The organism is Rhodococcus opacus (assembly GCF_012396235.1).
Taxonomy (GTDB): domain Bacteria; phylum Actinomycetota; class Actinomycetes; order Mycobacteriales; family Mycobacteriaceae; genus Rhodococcus_F; species Rhodococcus_F opacus.
The window spans coordinates 316,684-334,672 of record NZ_JAAXPA010000007.1; the positions used below are offsets into that span (position 1 = coordinate 316,684).

The 17,989-nt window shown below is 68.6% G+C and carries 18 protein-coding genes; 7 read left to right on the forward strand and 11 right to left on the reverse strand.

The window, feature by feature from the left end; translation table 11 throughout:
* Positions 1–3: 3 nt before the first annotated feature.
* The 3 genes from HGB39_RS12300 to HGB39_RS12310 form a co-directional block, all read right to left on the reverse strand.
* Positions 4–1,155 carry an acyl-CoA dehydrogenase family protein gene (locus HGB39_RS12300; protein ID WP_005566085.1) on the reverse strand — a complete coding sequence of 384 codons (1,152 nt, stop codon included), beginning with the start codon at positions 1,153–1,155 and terminating at the stop codon, positions 4–6.
* Complete coding sequence (locus HGB39_RS12305; protein ID WP_005566087.1) at positions 1,140–2,180, reverse strand: acyl-CoA dehydrogenase family protein; 1,041 nt, start codon at positions 2,178–2,180, stop codon at positions 1,140–1,142. The genes HGB39_RS12300 and HGB39_RS12305 overlap by 16 nt, the downstream gene beginning before the upstream one ends.
* Positions 2,181–2,262: 82 nt before the next feature.
* Complete coding sequence (locus tag HGB39_RS12310; protein WP_005566089.1) at positions 2,263–4,428, reverse strand: acyl-CoA dehydrogenase family protein; 2,166 nt, start codon at positions 4,426–4,428, stop codon at positions 2,263–2,265.
* A gap of 94 nt (positions 4,429–4,522) precedes the next feature.
* On the opposite strand from HGB39_RS12310, the gene kstR reads away from it, so the two are divergent.
* Together kstR and otsB are read left to right on the forward strand one after the other, a co-directional pair.
* Complete coding sequence (kstR, locus tag HGB39_RS12315; protein WP_005566090.1) at positions 4,523–5,161, forward strand: cholesterol catabolism transcriptional regulator KstR; 639 nt, start codon at positions 4,523–4,525, stop codon at positions 5,159–5,161.
* A 68-nt stretch (positions 5,162–5,229) separates the two neighbouring features.
* Positions 5,230–7,770: a trehalose-phosphatase gene (gene otsB, locus HGB39_RS12320; protein WP_005566091.1), complete on the forward strand. Its 2,541-nt coding sequence runs from the start codon at positions 5,230–5,232 to the stop codon at positions 7,768–7,770.
* 19 nt (positions 7,771–7,789) lie between these two features.
* On the opposite strand, the gene HGB39_RS12325 is transcribed toward otsB, so the two are convergent.
* Positions 7,790–8,878: a LacI family DNA-binding transcriptional regulator gene (locus HGB39_RS12325; RefSeq protein WP_005265175.1), complete on the reverse strand. Its 1,089-nt coding sequence runs from the start codon at positions 8,876–8,878 to the stop codon at positions 7,790–7,792.
* A gap of 138 nt (positions 8,879–9,016) precedes the next feature.
* Between HGB39_RS12325 and HGB39_RS12330 the strand changes: the two genes are divergently transcribed.
* From HGB39_RS12330 to HGB39_RS12340, 3 genes are read left to right on the forward strand one after another with little or no spacing between them, the layout of a single operon-like run.
* Entirely contained in the window at positions 9,017–9,973 is a 957-nt protein-coding gene (locus tag HGB39_RS12330; protein ID WP_005566092.1) for a metal ABC transporter solute-binding protein, Zn/Mn family, read from the forward strand.
* Between the two features lie 13 nt (positions 9,974–9,986).
* Positions 9,987–10,865: a metal ABC transporter ATP-binding protein gene (locus HGB39_RS12335; RefSeq protein WP_005566093.1), complete on the forward strand. Its 879-nt coding sequence runs from the start codon at positions 9,987–9,989 to the stop codon at positions 10,863–10,865.
* Positions 10,862–11,755 carry a metal ABC transporter permease gene (locus HGB39_RS12340; protein WP_005566094.1) on the forward strand — a complete coding sequence of 298 codons (894 nt, stop codon included), beginning with the start codon at positions 10,862–10,864 and terminating at the stop codon, positions 11,753–11,755. Before HGB39_RS12335 ends, HGB39_RS12340 begins: the two co-directional genes overlap by 4 nt.
* A 6-nt stretch (positions 11,756–11,761) precedes the next feature.
* Here the strand turns inward: HGB39_RS12340 and HGB39_RS12345 are convergent, their stop codons facing one another.
* The 5 genes from HGB39_RS12345 to HGB39_RS12360 form a co-directional block, all read right to left on the reverse strand.
* Positions 11,762–12,298 (reverse strand): DUF3558 domain-containing protein, encoded by a 537-nt coding sequence (locus HGB39_RS12345; RefSeq protein WP_005566095.1) that lies wholly within the window; start codon positions 12,296–12,298, stop codon positions 11,762–11,764.
* Positions 12,295–12,708 (reverse strand): hypothetical protein, encoded by a 414-nt coding sequence (locus tag HGB39_RS12350; protein ID WP_005566096.1) that lies wholly within the window; start codon positions 12,706–12,708, stop codon positions 12,295–12,297. The genes HGB39_RS12345 and HGB39_RS12350 overlap by 4 nt, the downstream gene beginning before the upstream one ends.
* A 64-nt stretch (positions 12,709–12,772) precedes the next feature.
* Positions 12,773–13,534, reverse strand: coding sequence for an ESX secretion-associated protein EspG (locus HGB39_RS12355; protein WP_005566097.1), 762 nt, complete (start codon positions 13,532–13,534; stop codon positions 12,773–12,775).
* Entirely contained in the window at positions 13,531–13,671 is a 141-nt protein-coding gene (locus HGB39_RS40200) for a hypothetical protein (RefSeq protein ID WP_005566098.1), read from the reverse strand. Before HGB39_RS40200 ends, HGB39_RS12355 begins: the two co-directional genes overlap by 4 nt.
* The gene (locus HGB39_RS12360) at positions 13,668–14,687 is read right to left on the reverse strand and encodes a hypothetical protein (RefSeq protein ID WP_376744843.1); all 1,020 of its coding nucleotides are present in this window, start codon (positions 14,685–14,687) and stop codon (positions 13,668–13,670) included. The genes HGB39_RS40200 and HGB39_RS12360 overlap by 4 nt, the downstream gene beginning before the upstream one ends.
* Before the next feature lie 128 nt (positions 14,688–14,815).
* Between HGB39_RS12360 and HGB39_RS12365 the strand changes: the two genes are divergently transcribed.
* Together HGB39_RS12365 and HGB39_RS12370 are read left to right on the forward strand one after the other, a co-directional pair.
* Positions 14,816–15,574 carry a LamB/YcsF family protein gene (locus HGB39_RS12365; RefSeq protein WP_005574154.1) on the forward strand — a complete coding sequence of 253 codons (759 nt, stop codon included), beginning with the start codon at positions 14,816–14,818 and terminating at the stop codon, positions 15,572–15,574.
* Complete coding sequence (locus HGB39_RS12370) at positions 15,574–16,194, forward strand: 5-oxoprolinase subunit B family protein (protein WP_005574153.1); 621 nt, start codon at positions 15,574–15,576, stop codon at positions 16,192–16,194. The genes HGB39_RS12365 and HGB39_RS12370 overlap by 1 nt, the downstream gene beginning before the upstream one ends.
* A 257-nt stretch (positions 16,195–16,451) precedes the next feature.
* Here the strand turns inward: HGB39_RS12370 and HGB39_RS12375 are convergent, their stop codons facing one another.
* On the reverse strand, positions 16,452–17,840 hold the full coding sequence (locus tag HGB39_RS12375; protein WP_005574152.1) for an aspartate aminotransferase family protein: 1,389 nt from the start codon (positions 17,838–17,840) through the stop codon (positions 16,452–16,454).
* Positions 17,841–17,860: 20 nt separating this feature from the next.
* The coding region (locus tag HGB39_RS38585; RefSeq protein ID WP_168442928.1) for a methylmalonate-semialdehyde dehydrogenase at positions 17,861–17,989 on the reverse strand (129 nt) is incomplete at its 5' end.

The following is a 17,989-nucleotide window of genomic DNA, read 5'->3' on the forward strand; positions in this document are numbered from 1 at the left end:
CTCCTATCGCGGGACTCGGGGAAGTTTCAGACCGGCTGTCGCGATCAGCTCGCGCATCACCTCGTTGACACCGCCACCGAACGTGATGACGAGGTTGCGCTTCACCTGCATGTCGAGCCACCTCATGAGGTCGGCGGTCTCCGGCTCGGACGGGTCGCCGTAGCGTCCGACGATCTCTTCGACGAGCCGGCCGATGCGCTGAATACGTTCGGTGGCGAACACTTTCGTCGCGGACGCGTCGGCGATGTCGACGGCGTCCGCCTCACTCGACGCCACCTGCCAGTTGAGTAGTTCGTTGAGGCGGAACGTCGCGTGGATTTCGCCGAGCGCGCGACGTACGTCCGGCTCGTCGAGCAGTTCGTGCGCGACCGCCCAGTTGCGGATGCGGTCGTAGAGACCTCCCACCCGGCCTGCCGGTCCGAGCATGACGCGTTCGTGGTTGAGCTGGGTGGTGATCAGTCGCCAGCCCTGATTCTCCTCACCGACCAGCATGTCCGCGGGAACCCGGACGTCGGAGTAGTAGGTGGCGTTGACGTGATGCGCACCGTCGCACGTGATGATCGGCGTCCAGCTGTAGCCCGGGTCCTTGGTGTCCATGATCAGGATGGAGATGCCGCGGTGACGCGAATCCGCCGAGCCCGTGCGGACGGCGAGCCACAGGTAGTCGGCGTCGTGACCGCCGGTGGTGAAGATCTTCTGCCCGTTGACGATGTACTCGTCACCCACGCGCGCGGCCGTGGTCCGCAGCGCCGCGAGGTCGGTGCCCGCGTCCGGTTCGGTGTAGCCGATCGCGAAGTGCACCTCGCCGGCCAGGATCGCAGGCAGGAATTTGCGCTTCTGCTCCTCGGTCCCGTACTTCTGCAGCGTCGGACCCACCGTCTGCAACGTGACCGCGGGCAGCGGCACGTCGGCACGGGTCGCCTCGTTGACGAAGATCTGCTGCTCGATCTCGCCGAAACCGCGGCCCCCGAACTCCACCGGCCAGCCCACACCGAGCCAGCCGTCCTTGCCCATCCGGCGGATGACCTCGCGGTAGGTGCTGCCGTGGCGCTCCGTGCGCATCACCTCGGCCTCGGCCGGCGAGATCAGCCCGGAGAAGTAGCGCCTCAGTTCCGCTTGCAGCTCACGCTGCTCGTCGGTCAGATCGATGAACACCGGGCCCCCACGAGGTCGAGTCGGTACGAGGCGCCGCCCACGAGGCGGGCCAGGTCTTTGGCGGTCGAGTAGTAGCGATGCAGCGGGTACGTGACGTCGACGCCGATCCCGCCGTGCAAGTGGTGCAGAACCTGCATGGCGGCAGGCACTTCGGCGGCGATCCAGTACGCCATCACGTCCAGATCGTCCTGAGCGTCCAGGCCTTCGGACACGCGCCACGACGCCGCGAGCGCCGACACGTGGAGGGTGCGGGACGTGACGTAGACGTCGGCGATCTGCTGCGACACGGCCTGGAACGTGGCGAGCGGCTTACCGAACTGGTGGCGCGTCGCGAGGTGCTCGCCTGCCAGAACCGTTGCGCCCGACAGCAGTCCGTCCGCGACCGCCCCGATCGACGCCAGGGCAGTGCGGTACAGCGTCTGCACCGCGTCGTCGCCGGCCGCGAGCAGTTCGCCCCGCGCGCCGTCGAGTGCGATCGCGAATTCGGGGCTCCCCGACGCCGAGGGTGTCGGTGTGAGCGTGACGCCGTCCGCGCCCGGGTCCACCAGCACCACCCCGGTGTCCGTGGGCACGAGGATCCGGTGCGCCCGCTCGGCGAACGGAACCGCGAGCACATGCCCGGTGACGGCGTAGCCGTCCCCGTCCGCGACCGCGGTCACCGAGGGGCGTGCCGGGAACTGCGCCCCGGGTTCGGCGAGCGCCGCGGTGAACGTGCGGCCGTCGGCGAGACCGGTGAGCAGTGCGTCCTGTTGCGCGTCGTCGCCCAGTGCGACGATGGGCAGCACACCGAATCCGAGCGTTGCGAGGGCCGGGACCTGCGCCGCCTTCCGCCCGACCTCGGTGAGCAGCGCACCGACGTCGGTGACCGAGAGCCCTTCGCCGCCGAGACGTTCCGGCAGTGCGAGGGTCAGCAGGTCGGCGTCGGCGAACGCGGCCCAGAGGGCGTCGCCGTCGAGGTCGCGGGCCAGCAGTCCGGCCGCGACCTGGGCCACGGCCTCCTGGGTTTCGTCTCGAGTGAAGTCCACGCTGACAATCCCACTTTCAATTTAGAACGTGTTCTAGTTGTATCACCATCCCGGACCTCGCGAAAGACCATCGCGACGCGGCTCAGCCCCGCGGCAGCCCGAGAATCCGCTCGGCCGCGACCGTCAGGAGGATCTGCGTCGTTCCGCCCGCGATGGACAGGCAGCGCGTGTTGAGGAACTCTCGCGCCAGCGGACCCTCCACCCAGCCGTCCGCGCCACCGAGTTCCATCGCGAATTCCGCGACCGCCTGCCGCTGGCGGACACCGACCAGCTTGCGGACACTCGATTCGGGTCCGGGATCCTGACCGTCCAGCTGCCGGAGGGTGGTGCGCAGTTCGAGCTGCGAGCCGACGAGCGCGTTGCCGATGAGATGCCCGAGCTGGTCGTCGGTCACCGGGTCGCCGTCCCCCGCGAGCGCGAGCAGTTCCTCCATCGCCGCACCGAGCGAGGAGCCTCCACCCATCGCCACCCGCTCGTTCGCCAGCGTGGTGCGGGCCAGTTTCCAGCCGTCGCCGAGATTCCCGACCACCAGCTCGTCCGGCACGAACACGTCCTCGAGATACACCTCGTTGAACAGGGCGTCGCCGGTGATCTCGCGCAGCGGCGAGATGGTGATGCCGGGGCTCGTCATGTCGACGAGGAAGTAGCTGATGCCCTTGTGCTTGGGCGCGTCCCGGTCGGTGCGGGCCAGGCAGATCGCCCAGTCCGCTTCCTGCGCCCTCGACGTCCACACCTTCTGACCGTTCAGCCGCCACCCGCCGTCCACCTTCTCCGCGGACGTCCGGAGCGCCGCGAGGTCGGAGCCGGCGCCGGGTTCGCTGAACAGCTGGCACCAGATGATCTCGCCGCGCAGCGTCGGGGTCGCGAAACGCTCGATCTGCTCGGCGCTGCCGTGCTCGAGGATCGTCGGAACGGCCCACCAGCCGATCACGAGGTCGGGTCTGCCGACCCCGGCGGCCGCCAGTTCCTCCTCGATCAGGATCTGCTCCGCGGCCCGCGCACCCCGCCCGTAGGGCGCGGGCCAGTGCGGTGCCAGGTAGCCCGATTCCGCGAGAGCCGCACGCCGCTCCGACTCCGGGCGCGCCACCAGCTCGGCGATCTCGGCGCGAATCTGCGCCCGCTCGTCGTCGAGCCCCGTCAGGTCGATCGACAGGTGTCTGCGAACGCCTGCCCTCGTCAGTTCCGTGACCCGCGCCCGCCAGCGAGCGGAGCCGCCGAGCAGCTGCCGCAGCGACGTCGCGCGGCGCAAGTAGAAGTGCGCGTCGTGTTCCCAGGTGAAGCCGATCCCGCCGAGCACCTGGATGCAGTCCTTGGCGGTCTCGACGGCAGCGTCGAGCGTGATCGACGCCGCGACCGCGGCCGCGATCGGCAGCTCGCCGCCGTCCGCCTCCCACGCGTCCTCCGCCGCCACGGCCGCATCCCACGCCGCCGCACCGGACTGTTCGACGCGGCACAGCATCTCCGCGCACAGATGCTTGATCGCCTGGAACGATCCGATCGGTTTGCCGAACTGCTCGCGAATCTTGGCGTACTCCACCGCCGTTCGCAGACACCAGGCCGCGATCCCGGACGCCTCCGCCGCGGCGAGGGTCGCGGCCTGGTCGGGCACGAGCCCGTCCGGCACCCCCGCGAGCACCCGGTCGGCCGCGACCGCCACACGATCGCACCGCACCCGCGCGAGCGGGCGGCTCTTGTCGATCGTGTCGGCGACCGTGATGTGCAGGCCGTCGGATTCGCCGTCGACCAGACACCACACGACGCCGTCACCCGCGTCGGCAGGCAGCAGCACGGACACCCCCGTGTCCCCGCCGATCGCGAAGCCCGCATCGCCGGTGAGCGTCAGCCCGCCGTCGGCCCCGAGGGTCGCGTTCACCGGGGAGTTGCTGCCGAGGGCCACCGCGCACGGCATCGCGCCGTCGGCCAGGTCCTCGGACCACCGTTTCGCGGCGGCGCCGGAGCTGCGGCCGACGACGAGCGCGGCGAGAGCGGTCGAGAGAACAGGACCCGGGACGAGTTCGGTCGCGGCCTGTTCGAGCATCGCGGCGAGATCGACGATCTCCGCTCCCGACCCACCGACCGCGTCGGGCACGGCGACCGAGAAAATTCCGAGCGAGGCGAAGGACTGCCACGACGTCCGCCACGAATCTGCTGGTCCTTGCCGTACTGTGACCAGCGGGTCCGTGGACCGCGCCCAAGCCTGGATCGAACCCGCTGCAGCCCTCTGTTCCTTGGTGGTGGCGATTGTCACAACGGGTATCCGCCTCTCCTGAATGACACATTCGTCTAGAACGTGTTCTAATATGACACCTGGCCATGAGTCAAGGCGCGAAGGAAAACAGGTAATGACGACCAGCTCTCGATCACGGTCCACGACGGTCGCTGCGGCGACGCTGGGCGAGGACGATCTCAGTTCCAACGCGCAGAAGGAACGGCGCAAGCGGATCCTCGACGCGACCCTGGCCCTGGCCTCCAAGGGCGGATACGAAGCCGTGCAGATGCGGGCCGTCGCCGAACGCGCCGACGTCGCCGTGGGGACGCTGTACCGCTACTTCCCGTCCAAGGTGCACCTGCTGGTGTCGGCGCTCGCCCGCGAGTTCGAGCGGATCGACTCGCGGGGAAAGAACCCGCCGGGCCGGAACCCGCTCGAGCGGATGCAGCTGATCCTCAGCCAGATCACCCGGGCCATGCAGCGCGATCCACTGCTGACCGAGGCCATGACGCGCGCCTTCATGTTCGCCGACGCGTCCGCCGCCGCCGAGGTCGATCAGGTGGGCAAGCTGATGGACCGTCTGTTCGCCCGCGCGATGACGGACACCGAGCCCACCGAAGACCAGTTGGCCGTCGCCCGCGTCATCTCCGACGTGTGGCTGTCGAACCTGGTGGCCTGGCTCACCCGCCGCTCGTCCGCGACCGATGTCGCGAATCGCCTCGAACTCACCGTCGAACTGCTGCTCGGTGACGGAAGCCGCAGACCCGAATAGGACGCGATCGGGGCACAGCCCCGACCGACAACGCGCTCACAGCCGTCACATCCCCTAGATTTGAACATGTGAGCGCCCATGATCTGCCCATCGAACTTCGTCGTGCCCTCTCGCGGGTTGCGCGGACCCCTCGCCTGCTCGTCGCTTCCGATTACGACGGCACGATGGCCCCCATCGTCTCCGACCCCGAGAAGGCGTTCCCCCACGCCGAATCGGTGCGCGCTCTCCGCGCCCTGGCCAGCCTCGCCGGAACGACGGCGGCCGTGATCTCGGGCCGAGCACTCAAGGACCTCGCCGCGCTGTCACGGCTGCCCGCCGAGGTTCAACTGGTCGGCAGCCACGGCTCGGAATTCGACATCGGGTTCATCCATGCGATCGACGCCGACGCCAAGAAACTTCTCGGTGAGATCACCGAGGAACTCACCCGGATCGCCACGCTGCACGCCGGCACGTCGGTGGAAGCGAAGCCGGCGAGCGTCGCCCTCCACGTCCGCAACGCCGATGCGGAGGAAGGCGCCCTGGCCCTGGCCGCGGTGCGCGCCGACGCCGGACAGCGGGTGGGCGTGCAGGTAACCGAGGGCAAGTCCGTCATCGAACTGGCCGTCGTCGCCACCGACAAGGGCCACGCACTCGACCTGATCCGCCACCAGGACGGTGCGACGGCAGCCGTCTTCGTCGGCGACGACGTCACCGACGAGAAGGCGTTCGCCCGCCTCCAGGGCCCCGACCTCGGCGTGAAGGTGGGCCCCGGCGAAAGCCTCGCCGAATTCCGGGTGTCGACCACCGAAGACGTGGCCACGGCCCTCGCGTTCCTGCTCGACGAGCGCCGCACCTGGCTGTCCGGGGCACACGCCCCGCCGATCGAGCGCCTCACCATGCTCGCCAGCCCGCGGACCGTCGCCCTCGTCACCCCCGACGCGACCCTCACCTGGCTGTGTCATCCCGAACCCGACTCGGCGTCCGTGTTCGCGCATCTGCTCGGCGGACCGGAAGCCGGCCACTTCAGCGTCGGCCCGCACCGGAGTGCGCTGCCGCTGAGCCAGCGGTACATCGACAGCACCATGACCGTGCAGACACGGTGGGCCAGCCTGTCCGTCACCGACTACCTGCCGCACGACGTCCGCCAGGGCCGCACCGACCTGACCCGGGTGATCAGCGGGCAGGCCGCCGCCGTCGTGACGTTCGCACCGCGGCCCGAGTTCGGGCAGGGCCAGGTCATCCTCGAGGCGGTCTCCGAGGGACTGCGGGTGCACGGCACCAACGAGCCGATCGTGCTGCGCTCCCCCGGCGTGCAGTGGAACGTCACGTCCGACGGCAACCAGCAGACCGCGCATGCTGTCGTCGACCCGTCCGGCGGCGATGTCGTCCTGGAATTGCGGTGCGGCACCGAAGAACTCGGACCGTCGGAGACGCCCGAGGAGGAGCGCCGCGCACTGGCCGAATCGTATTGGTCGGACTGGGCGAAGAGCCTCACCCTGCCCACGCTCAAACCCGACCTGATGAAGCGCTCCGCGCTCACCCTCCGCGGCCTGGTGCACGTCGACTCCGGAGCGATCATGGCAGCCGCCACCACCTCGCTGCCCGAGGAAATCGGCGGCGTCCGCAACTGGGACTACCGCTACTGCTGGCTGCGTGACGCGGCGCTCACCGCGTCCGCGCTCGTCAGTCTCGGTTCCCTCAGCGAGGCCGAGGGCTACCTCGACTGGGTGCACGACGTCCTCGAGACGCTGCCCGGCCCCGAACGCCTGCACCCCCTCTACACGCTGCACGGTGGCGGTCTGCCGCCCGAGGCCGTCATCGACTCGCTGCCCGGCTATGCTGGCTCGCGGCCGGTGCGCATCGGTAACGCGGCCAACCAGCAGGTGCAACTCGACGTGTTCGGACCCATCGTCGAGCTCATCCACGACCTGTCCCACGCCCGCGAGAAGCAGGGCGTCGAGGTGGCGCTCAACGACCGCGACTGGGAACTGGTCTGCGCGATGGTCGAGGCCGTCGAACGTCGCTGGTTCGAACCCGATCACGGCATCTGGGAGATCCGCGACAACCCGCGTCACCACGTGTACTCCAAGGTGATGGGCTGGGTCACCGTCGACCGCGCGGTGGCGTTGGCCGAGCACTTCGGCCGCGACGTCGAGCCCGGCTGGACGCCGTTGCGCGACAAGATCGCCGAGGAGGTGCGCGAGAAGGGCTGGAAGGACGAGGTCCGCTCGTTCACCGCCGCCTACGACGGCACCGACCTCGACGCCGCCACCCTGTACATCGGGCTGTCGGGGCTGATCGACCCGTCCGACGAGAAGTTCGCCGCCACCGTCACGGCCACCGAGGCGGAATTGCGCAGCGGTTCGACCGTGTACCGGTACCACCACGACGACGGACTGCCCGGCACCGAGGGTGGGTTCCACCTCTGCGCTGCGTGGCTGGTCGAGGCGTACCTGCTGATCGGTCAGCGGTCGCAGGCGGAGGCGTTGTTCGCGCAACTGGTCGACGCCGCCGGGCCGACCGGACTGCTCAGCGAGGAGTACGACCCCGTGGCCGAGCGGTCGCTGGGCAACCACCCCCAGGCGTACAGCCACCTGGGACTGCTGCGCTGCGCTCAGCTCCTGGCCTAGCGCGTATGGGAGGGCCGGGTCAGCGCTTGACGGGCCCGGCCGTCGAACCCCGCAGCAGTTCGGTCTCGAGCATCTCGACGGTCGCGACGCCGGAGTGCGACGGGGACATGAGCAGGGCGCCTGCCCGGCGACCCTTCTCCTCCTGGGGTTGCCGGACGGTGGTCAGCCCCTCGCGCAGTGCGTCGTCGACTCCGTCGAATCCGGTGATCGACAGCCTGCCGGGCACGTCGATGCCCTGCCAGCGCGCCCAGTCCAGCGCGCCGAGCGCGAGGACGTCGGTGGTGCACACGAGTGCGGTGATCCGCGGATTCACGCCGAGTGCCTGCGCGGCAGCGGCGTGCCCCGACTTGCCGGTGTGCTCGAACCGCTCGACGACGGTCAGCGTCCGAGGGTCCAGGCCGGCGTCGGACATGGCGTCGCGCACTCCCTCGATGCGTTCGCGCTGGACGTGGAAGTTCGGTGACCGCAAACGCTCGGCATCGGCGACCCCGTCCGAGCGGTCACGCCCCAGCCTCATGCTCAGCACGCCGATGTCGCGGTGGCCGAGCCCGATCAGATAGTCGGCGAGGCCCCGCATCGCGCCGCGGTCGTCGATGCCGACGAGCGACGCACCCGGGATCTCCCGGGGCTGATCGCACACGACCATCGGCAGGTGACGCTCGCACACCGCCGCGAGGTACGGGTCGTCGTCCGCCACCGAGTACACGACGAACCCGTCGACGCCCGCCTGCTGCACGACCGCGGCGGCGTCCGCCTCCTCCCGACCCGGGCCCGCCGGAATCAGAAGCAGACCCTGCCCGGCGGCCTCGCACGACTCGGCCAGTCCGGACAGAAAGCTCATCGCGGCGGGGTCGCGGAAGGAGTAGCTGAGGGCCTCGGTGAGCAGCAGTCCGACGGCACCAGCCTTGCGGGTGCGCAGGGATCGGGCCACCGGGTCGGGGCCGGGGTAGCCGCGGCGCTTCGCCGCCTGCAGCACCCGGTCGCGCAGTTCCGCGGAGAGTTGATCCGGCCGGTTGTAAGCGTTGGACACGGTCGTTCGCGAAATATTGAGCTCGGCCGCGAGCGACGCCAGCGTGGCTTGGCGACGAGGCTGTCGAGACCTGGGCATAGGGGGACGTTAGTACCTGGCCCGCGTTCGGGCGCGTCGGGGCTGCACCGAAAGTGCACTACCAGGACCTATCCGCTAAAGTGCAACGGTAACGGTTTCCAATAGCGTTTAGCGTTCGTCTTCGGTCAGGAGTTTTCTGTGCGCGCTTCCTCAGGTTTTCGTGCCGCCACGGCGGCCGTCGGGCTGTCGTTCGCCGCGGCCCTCACCCTCACCGCATGCGGCTCCGACACGACCGGCGACGGCACACTGACGGTCGTCGCGTCGACGAACGTGTGGGGCAGCGTCGCGCAGGCCGTCGCCGGCGACAAGGTGGACGTCACCTCGATCATCACCGAACCGTCGTCCGACCCGCACTCGTTCGAGGCGAGCCCCACCGACGCCGCCGAGCTCACCGACGCCTCCCTTATCGTGTACAACGGCGGCGGGTACGACCACTTCGTCGACGACATCATCGGCACCGGCAACAGCGACCAGCTCACGGTCAACGCGTTCGACCTCCTCGAGGGCGGCGCGCACGCGGGCGAGGACGAGCACTCGGACGGCGGTGACTCGCCCGAGGGCCACGACCACGGCGACGTGAACGAACACGTGTGGTTCGACGTCGACACCGTCGACGCCACCGCGCAGTCCATCGCGGACAAGCTCGGCCAACTCGACCCCGACAACGCCGACGCCTACCAGGCCAACGCCGCCACCTTCCACGGCCAGCTCGAGCAGATCTCCGCGATCACCGACGGCATCGCGGCAGCGCACAAAGACGCACCTGTCGCCCAGACCGAACCGATCGCCTACTACCTGCTGCAGTCCGCGGGCCTGAAGGACGTCACCCCGCCCGACTTCACGAGCGCCATCGAGAACGGCAACGACCCCGCACCCGCCGCCATCGCCGCGACGCGACAGCTGCTCACCGACAAGCAGGTGCAGGCCCTCGTCTACAACGTGCAGACGCAGGACCGGGTCACCCAGGACGTGCGGGCCACGGCCGAGTCGGCGGGCATCCCCGTCGTCGAGGTGACCGAAACCCTGCCCGAAGGCCTGGACTACATTCAGTGGCAGACCAACACCGCCGAGTCGCTTGCTGCGGCTCTGCAATAGAACTGATCGGCTTGTGACAGAACCCACTTCGAAGAACGCCGGCAACGGTCACGTCCCCGCACTGGAATTGACGGGGGCGCGACTGTCCTTCGGCGAACGCACACTCTGGCAGAACCTCGACCTCACCGTGGAACCCGGCGAATTCGTCGCCGTCCTCGGACCCAACGGGTCGGGCAAGACGTCGCTGCTGAAGGTGCTGCTCGGCCAGCTCGCCCTCAGCTCCGGCACCGCGCGCATCGCCGGATCCCCGGCGCGGAAGGGCAATTCGCACGTCGGGTACATCCCCCAGCAGAAGTCACTCGACGACGGGCTGCCGCTGCGGGGCCGCGACCTCGTCGGGCTCGGCGTCGACGGCCACCAGTGGGGAACCGGCATCCTCCGGCGAGGCCGGCGCCGGGCCATCGTCGACGCGGCCGTCGCCGAAGTCGGCGCCCAGAACTACGCGGACGCCCCGATCGGTTCCATGTCCGGCGGTGAGCAGCAACGACTGCGTATCGCGCAGGCCCTCGTCGGCAACCCCCAGATCCTGCTGTGCGACGAACCGCTGCTCAGCCTCGACCTGGCCAACCAGAATCTCGTGTCGGGACTCATCGACCGGCGGCGCCGCACCCACGACACCGCGGTGCTGTTCGTCACCCACGAGATCAACCCGATCCTCCCCCTCGTCGACCGCGTGCTCTACCTCGTCGACGGACAGTTCCGCATCGGCAAACCCGAAGAGGTCATGACGTCGGAGGTGCTGTCCGAGCTGTACCGCACCGACGTCGAGGTGCTGCACGTACGCGGCCGCCTCGTCGTCATCGGCACCGGCGACGCCATCGACGCGCTCGGCAGCGCGGGCGGCCTCCGCCCCGGTGAGGGTGTGCACCACACGGGCGAGGGACACGCATGAGCAACAAGTTCACCGACGCGATGTCGCACATGTTCGACGTCTCGGCCACCGTCGACCTCCTGCAGTACGACTTCGTCCAGCAGGCATTGATCGCCGGCGCCATCCTCGGCCTGCTGGCAGGAGCCATCGGCCCGCTGATCGTGAGCAGGCAGATGTCGTTCGCCGTGCACGGCACGAGCGAGCTGTCGCTGACCGGCGCGTCGGCGGCCCTGCTCATCGGCGTCAGCGTCGGGGCCGGCGCCATCGCCGGGTCGGTGGTCGCAGCGGTCCTGTTCGGGCTGCTCGGCGCGAAGGCCCGCGACCGCGACTCCGTGATCGGCGTGATCATGGCATTCGGGCTCGGTCTGTCGGTGCTGTTCATCTGGTCGTACCAAGGGCGCACCGGCACCAGCTTCTCCCTGCTGATCGGCCAGATCGTGGCACCCGGAGACAGCGGCCTCCAGCTGCTGCTGCTCTGCGCCGTGCTGGTCATCGGGGTCCTCGGCCTGATCTACCGCCCCCTCCTCTTCGCGAGCACCGACCCCGACGTCGCCGAGGCCCGCGGCGTCCCGGTGCGTGCACTGTCGATCGTGTTCGCCGTCCTCGTCGGCATCACAGCCGCCCTCGGCGTCCAGATCGTCGGGGCGCTGCTGGTGATGGCGCTGCTCATCACCCCCGCTGCGGCCGCCGCCTACGTCACCGCCAGCCCACTGAAGGCCACGATCCTGTCGATCGTGTTCGCCGAACTCGCCGCCGTCGGCGGCATCCTGCTGTCCCTCGCACCCGGAGTGCCCGTATCGAGCTTCGTCACCACGATCTCGTTCGTCATCTACCTCGTGTGCCGGCTCAGCGGATCCTCACGGCGCAAGAACGCCGGACGCATCACCCCCACCCACGCACACACGCACTGAGCCGCCCTACAAGTGGTCGGGGAAATAAGGCGCCAACGTCGTCGCCACCCTCGTCGCCTGATCGCACGCCGCGTCGACTGTTGTGAAATCCTCCAACTCGCTGTACCCGATCATGAACTCGAGAATCCCCGGCTCGATCGCCACCGACACCGTGCACGCACTACCGCCGCGGAAATCCGACACCAGAGCACGCCGCCCGCCGATCTCGGTCTCACTCAGGACGTCGAAGCGGTCGTCGCTCCTCACGCTGTCGGGCGCTTCACCGATTGCCGAAACGACGATCCCTGAATACGAATCTTGCGACTGAAATCCGCAGCCGAAGTTCTGGGGATTGTCGCGATCCGGCATGCGGTCGGGTGGCCGGGCATCCAGGCGGACAGCCGCGAGGGCTTCCGAGGAGAATCCGTCGCACGGATGGAATGTGATCTCAGGAACTGGCGTCTCGTCCGCCTGTCCGCCGACCGGCTCCGCACAGCCACCAGCGACCAATACGCCCATGGCAATTACGAACGGCAATGCGAAGCGCCGGACGCGAGTATTCACAGCTCAGATCCTGCGGTTCCGAGGCTTGCAGCGATGGCATCATCCTGCGCGGTATAGCTGGCGAGAACTGCTTCGAACATCGATTTCATATCCTTCACGTACGACTGATGCGCGGTGAGCAATCCGACCGCAGTGTTCGCTATGCCGATGCCACCTCCCCCGATTGCTTTCTCGTCGAATTTGCGCGCCAACTCCCGCGCGGACTCGATGTCTTTCTCACCGATACCCAAGTCCGTTGCGCGCAGTTCGTGGCGCGCCCGGTTTGCGAGTTCCCCCATGCGCCGCGCGTGGTCATCGCACAGCTTGATGCACTGCTCTATGCCTGCGGGGTCGAGTTCGAGCCTGCCTCCCCCGACGACGTTCTCGGTGAAAGCCTTCCATCCGGCTTCCGGTGCTTCTGGCCCCGCCATGTCGGTGTCCCCTCCGTGTGTCCTGCTGTGTCCCCACCTGTGCAATCGCCCGGCGCGTGGCAATCTACCAACCGCGGGCACCAACCGACCCTGCTCGGGGAGTGGTACCGACCCTGATCAGGGTGTCGAGCGACGATACGAGCTGTTCGGGGCCTGCCGGGTGCGCGGAGGCGGGATCGTGCGGTCCGATCACGTAGCGTCCGTCGCCGGCGATGTCGATCCATTGCATGACGCCGACGTCCCTGCCGCTGCCGTAGCGGGGGCCGCGGAAGGCCCGGATCTTCCCGCGGCCCGCGTATCCCTTCTGCACGGCAGATTCGAGTCGCGGGGCGGGGGCCACCCGGTTGACCTCCTGCAGGATTCCCTGGGAGAAGTGGGCGTCCTCCGCGTCCCGCCGCTGGAACCGGCGCCGGCCGGCGGCGTTCTGTGGAATCAGCCCGATCAGTTGGGCGCCCAGTCGCCCGGCCGCACCGGCGCCGATCACCACGTCGCCACCGATCTGCGGTGCCCGGCCGGGGAGTTGCGAAGCGATCACCACCCATTGCCGGTGTTGCGCACCGATGATGCGGATCGGGGTCTCGTCGGCGGTTGCACCTGAGACCTCGACATACACCTCGGGTTCGGCGAGCACGTCCAACGCCGACCTCACATCGTCGTGCTCGGCTCCAGCGAAGGCTTCGCGTATCCGGTTCTGCTCGGCGACATATGCATTGAGCCCGGGGTGCGCGCTCACGATCCGGAGCGGGTACGGGGTGCGATCCTGCCCGGTGCCGGCCCACAGTGCGTCGAACAGTTCGGGACGCAGCCGCCAATTGCGCATGTTCATGCGCCGATCACCGGCGGTGAGACGAGGGGCAGTTTGCCGATCAACTCGTTACCGTTGTCGAGGGTGATCAGGTAGTCGGGCGTCTTGTGTTCCTTGTCCTCGCCGCCACCCCTGCCGGCTCCTCCGCCGCCCATCATTCCCCCACCCATCGGGCCGGTACCCCGCATTCCGGCACCCGCGCGACCTCCGGCGTTGCCCCCCGCGACCCCGGTGCGGTGCCGGGCCGGGCCACGGCCCCCTGCTGATTCCCGGCGCCGACACCACCGCCGAGTCCGCCGACTCCCAGTCCGCCGCCACCGGAACCCCCACCCACACCTGCGGATCGCGAGCCGGCACCCGAGGATGTATCGGCGCTGGAAGGCACGCCCGACCGGCTCTGTGCCTGATCCCCCGTCACCGAGGCCGGGGCCGTCGTCGCCGGTGTAGTGGCAGCCGACGGCGCGGTTGCTGCATTCTCCTGCGTGCCGTCCGCAGCGGGTGCGCCGTCCACACCAGGCTCGGCGGACGGGTCGCTGACGGGAACGACGCCGGTATTCGGCTGCCCGGTGTTCAGTCCGCCGAAGCGATCGCTCGAACTCGGGGTGCCGCTCGCGTAGTCGACACCGGGCCCGCCCGGACCCGAAGGAACGTCGACGATGCTCTCCGGCTTCGTGAACGACGGGACGTTGCCGTCCGAGGTCGCGAGTCCGGGGTTGTAGATCGTGGCCATCTTCTCGCGCGCTTCGCCGTCGCGCCGGTAGTACTCGTCCTCGGTGTCCGTGTCCCAGGGCGTCAACTTGTCCCACAGTCCGGTGCCGATGGTTTCGGGAACCTGCGACCGAAGCGACGCCACCGTCTCCGCCAGCGGCGTCAGCGCGTCCGCCACTCCGTGAAGTTGTTCCTGCGCCTGCGGCGCGGAGGTCGAGTACCGCTCGGTCTCTCCGTAGGCCGCCGATGCGGCAGCACCGTGCCAACTCTCGTTGATCGCCTTCTTGATCGCGTCGCTGAACTCGACGATCGCATCGTGGGCCGTCGTCCCCAGTTCGGTCCAGGCTCGTGCGATGCCGCTGACGTGCTCGACATTCATGCCGGCGACGGCGCTGGCAATCCTCGCGTGATCCCACTGGTCCGAGTGAAAGTTCTCGGGATCCTTGATGTATGCCGGGTCGGTCACGTTTCCCCCTCCGATGGCGCAGTCACCACGCACGGTCAATTGTTCTGACGCAGCAGGACCCTCACCGGTTCCGCCCGCCCCCGCGAGAGAATCTACAAGACGGCACTCGGAACCCTAGTATCGAATATGTGCCGGCAATCGATCTGAACAGCGACCTCGGCGAGAGCTACGGCGCCTGGACCCTCGGCGACGACCTGGCGATGCTGAAGCTCGTGACCAGCGCCAACGTGGCCTGCGGTTTTCATGCGGGCGATCCCGCCACCCTGTCGGCCACCTGTTCGGCGGCGTCCGAGCTGACGGTCCGGATCGGCGCCCAGGTGGGCTACCACGACCTCGCCGGGTTCGGACGCCGGTTCATCGACATCGCCCCACGCGACCTGACGGCCGACGTCGTCTATCAGATCGGCGCCCTCGACGGTCTCGCCCAGGTTTCCGGCTCGGCGGTGGCGTACGTGAAACCGCACGGCGCGCTGTACAACGCGATCGTCCACCACCGCGAGCAGGCCCGCGCGGTGGTCGCGGCGGTCAGCGCGTACGACGAGTCGCTGCCCGTCCTCGGCCTGCCCGGTTCGGCGTTCCTCGAGGAGGCCGAGAAGGCCGGACTGCGGACGGTCACCGAGGCGTTCGCCGACCGCGCGTACACACCCGAGGGGACACTGGTGCCGCGCACGACGGACGGGGCCGTCCTGCACGATCCCGCAGTGGTGGCCGAACGGGTCCTCAGGCTCGTCGTCGATCACACCCTCGAAGCGGTCGACGGCACGGTCCTCGCGGTCACCGCCGAATCCGTCTGCGTCCACGGCGATACGCCCGCAGCCGTCGAGATGGCCACCGCCATCCGGTCGTTGCTCGACACCGAGGGCATCACGGTGGAGCCGTTCGTGTGATGCGCATCCTCGACGTCGGAGAAAGCGCGGTCCTCGCCGAGTTCGAGGATCTCGGCACCGTGCTCGCGCATTTTCGTGCGCTGGACGGCTCTCGGCCACCCGGGGTCGTGGAGGTGATTCCGGCGGCGCGCACCATCCTGGTGCGGTTCGACCACGGCGCGACCAGCCGTGACCGCGTCGCCAAGTGGGTGCGGACCACGGAATCGGAGGCGACGGTCGCCGAGGATGCGCCCGACGAGATCCGGATAGACGTGCGCTACGACGGTCCCGACTTGGAGGACGTGGCCGAGCTGACCGGTCTCGGTGTCGACGGCGTCGTCGCTGCACACACCGGAACTCCGTGGACGGTGGCGTTCTGCGGCTTCGCACCGGGTTTCGGTTACCTCACCGGCGGCGCACCCGAACTGCACGTGCCGCGCCGGTCGACGCCTCGGACGTCCGTCCCCGCCGGGACCGTGGCTCTGGGCGGGGAGTTCACGGGAATCTATCCCCGCAGCTCGCCCGGCGGGTGGCAACTCATCGGCACCACCGACGAACCGATCTGGGATGCCGAACGCACTCCCCCCGCCCTGCTCCGCCCCGGCGTCGTCGTGCGCTTCGCGCCCGTGAGTACTTATTAACCGCCCGACGTTAATAAGTACTCACGGGCGCATCTCCGGGCTCCCCCGACGATGGAGCCGACAGCCGATCCTGTTCTTCGACATAGCCTTCCGGCAGGGACAGTGCGAGCGTGGACGTGGTCGAGCTCATAGATTCTCTCCGTTGAGATCCGGGCGCCGTGTTGTCGTGGAAAACGAGAAAGATCCGCCCCGCGGGCGCGATTGACCGCGGGACGGATCGAGTGTCGGGACACGCGTGTGCCGGCAGACGGGGTGTGTCAGGAGTTGCGGTGCGCGTCCGCGATGTCGAGAACCGTGTCGAGGATCGCGAGTCCTTCGCGGGCCTCGGCCTCGGTGACGGTGCACGGAGGCACGGCGTGAATGCGATTGAAGTTGGCAAACGGCAGCAATCCTCCTGCCTTGCACGCCGCGATCACCTCGTTCATCGCCGGACTTGAGGTGCCGTACGGAGCGAGCGGTTCCTTCGTGGCACGGTCGGCGACGAGTTCGATCGCCCAGAACACGCCGAGTCCGCGGACTTCACCGATCGACGGGTGCCGGTCGGTCAGGCCACGCAGTCCGGGACCGAGGATCTCGCTGCCGATCCGGGCCGCGTTCTCGACGATCCCCTCGTCCTCCATCGCGTTGATCGTCGCGACTGCGGCTGCAGTGGCGAGCGGATGTCCCGAATAGGTAAGCCCGCCGGGGTACGGCCGGTTGGCGAACGTCGCCGCGATCTTCTCGCTGATCGCGACACCACCGAGCGGGACGTACCCGGAGTTGACCCCCTTCGCGAACGTGATCAGGTCGGGAACGACACCGAAATGGTCGATCGCGAACCACTTTCCGGTCCGGCCGAAACCGGACATCACCTCGTCGGCGATGAACACGATGCCGTAGCGGTCGCAGATTTCGCGGACACCGGCCATGTAACCGGGCGGGGGCACCATGATCCCCGCGGTCCCGGGAACCGATTCGAGCACGATCGCTGCAATCGAGTCCGGCCCCTCGAGGCGGATCAGCTGGTCGAGGTGCTCGAGCGCGCGCTCGGTTTCCTGCTGCTCGTTCTCCGAGTGGAACTGCGACCGGTACAGGAACGGTCCGTGGAAGTGGACGACTCCGCTGTTGCCGTAGTCGTTGGGCCACCGGCGCGGATCGCCGGTGAGGTTGATCGCGGTGTCCGTGCCGCCGTGGTACGAGCGGTACCGCGACAGCACCTTGTAGCGGCCGGTGTGCAGCCGAGCCATGCGCACCGCATGCTCGTTGGCGTCGGCGCCGCCGTTGGTGAAGAACACCTTGTTCAGGTCACCCGGGGTCCGCTCGGCGATAAGTCGCGCGGCCTCGGAGCGGGCGTCGTTCACGTACTGCGGTGCGATGGTGCACAGCTTCGCGGCCTGGTCCTGGATGGCGGCAACGACTTTGGGGTGCTGGTGCCCGATGTTCGTGTTGACGAGCTGGGACGAGAAGTCGAGCATGCGGTTCCCGGCACCGTCCCACACATACGAACCCTCGGACGCAAGGATCGTCATCGGGGTGATCTGCTCCTGCGCGGACCACGAGTGGAACACGTGCGCCCGGTCGAGGGCATACGCGCGCTCCCCTTCGACACGGGCTACGTCGAGAGACTGACCGGTAGGAAAAAGTTCCGGGGAGACTGTCGTCGTCATGACCGTAGGTCCTTTCCGGCTCAGTTGTTCTGGGGGAAGCCGAGGTTGAGTCCGCCGTGGCTGGGGTCGAGCCAGCGGGTGGTGACGACCTTGCCGCGGGTGAAGAAGTGCACGCCTTCGGTGCCGTGGGCGTGGGTGTCGCCGAAGAG

What these genes read in the sequence shown, in the direction of transcription:
- HGB39_RS12355 (WP_005566097.1), bottom strand. Translation starts at nt 13,534, where the DNA reads ATGAACATGCGCAATTGGCGGCTGCGTCCCGAACTGTTCGACGCACTG.
- kstR (WP_005566090.1), top strand. Translation starts at nt 4,523, where the DNA reads ATGACGACCAGCTCTCGATCACGGTCCACGACGGTCGCTGCGGCGACG.
- HGB39_RS12370 (WP_005574153.1), top strand. Translation starts at nt 15,574, where the DNA reads ATGCGCATCCTCGACGTCGGAGAAAGCGCGGTCCTCGCCGAGTTCGAG.
- HGB39_RS12375 (WP_005574152.1), bottom strand. Translation starts at nt 17,840, where the DNA reads ATGACGACGACAGTCTCCCCGGAACTTTTTCCTACCGGTCAGTCTCTC.
- HGB39_RS40200 (WP_005566098.1), bottom strand. Translation starts at nt 13,671, where the DNA reads ATGATGGGCGGCGGAGGAGCCGGCAGGGGTGGCGGCGAGGACAAGGAA.
- HGB39_RS12340 (WP_005566094.1), top strand. Translation starts at nt 10,862, where the DNA reads ATGAGCAACAAGTTCACCGACGCGATGTCGCACATGTTCGACGTCTCG.
- HGB39_RS12325 (WP_005265175.1), bottom strand. Translation starts at nt 8,878, where the DNA reads ATGCCCAGGTCTCGACAGCCTCGTCGCCAAGCCACGCTGGCGTCGCTC.
- HGB39_RS12350 (WP_005566096.1), bottom strand. Translation starts at nt 12,708, where the DNA reads ATGGCGGGGCCAGAAGCACCGGAAGCCGGATGGAAGGCTTTCACCGAG.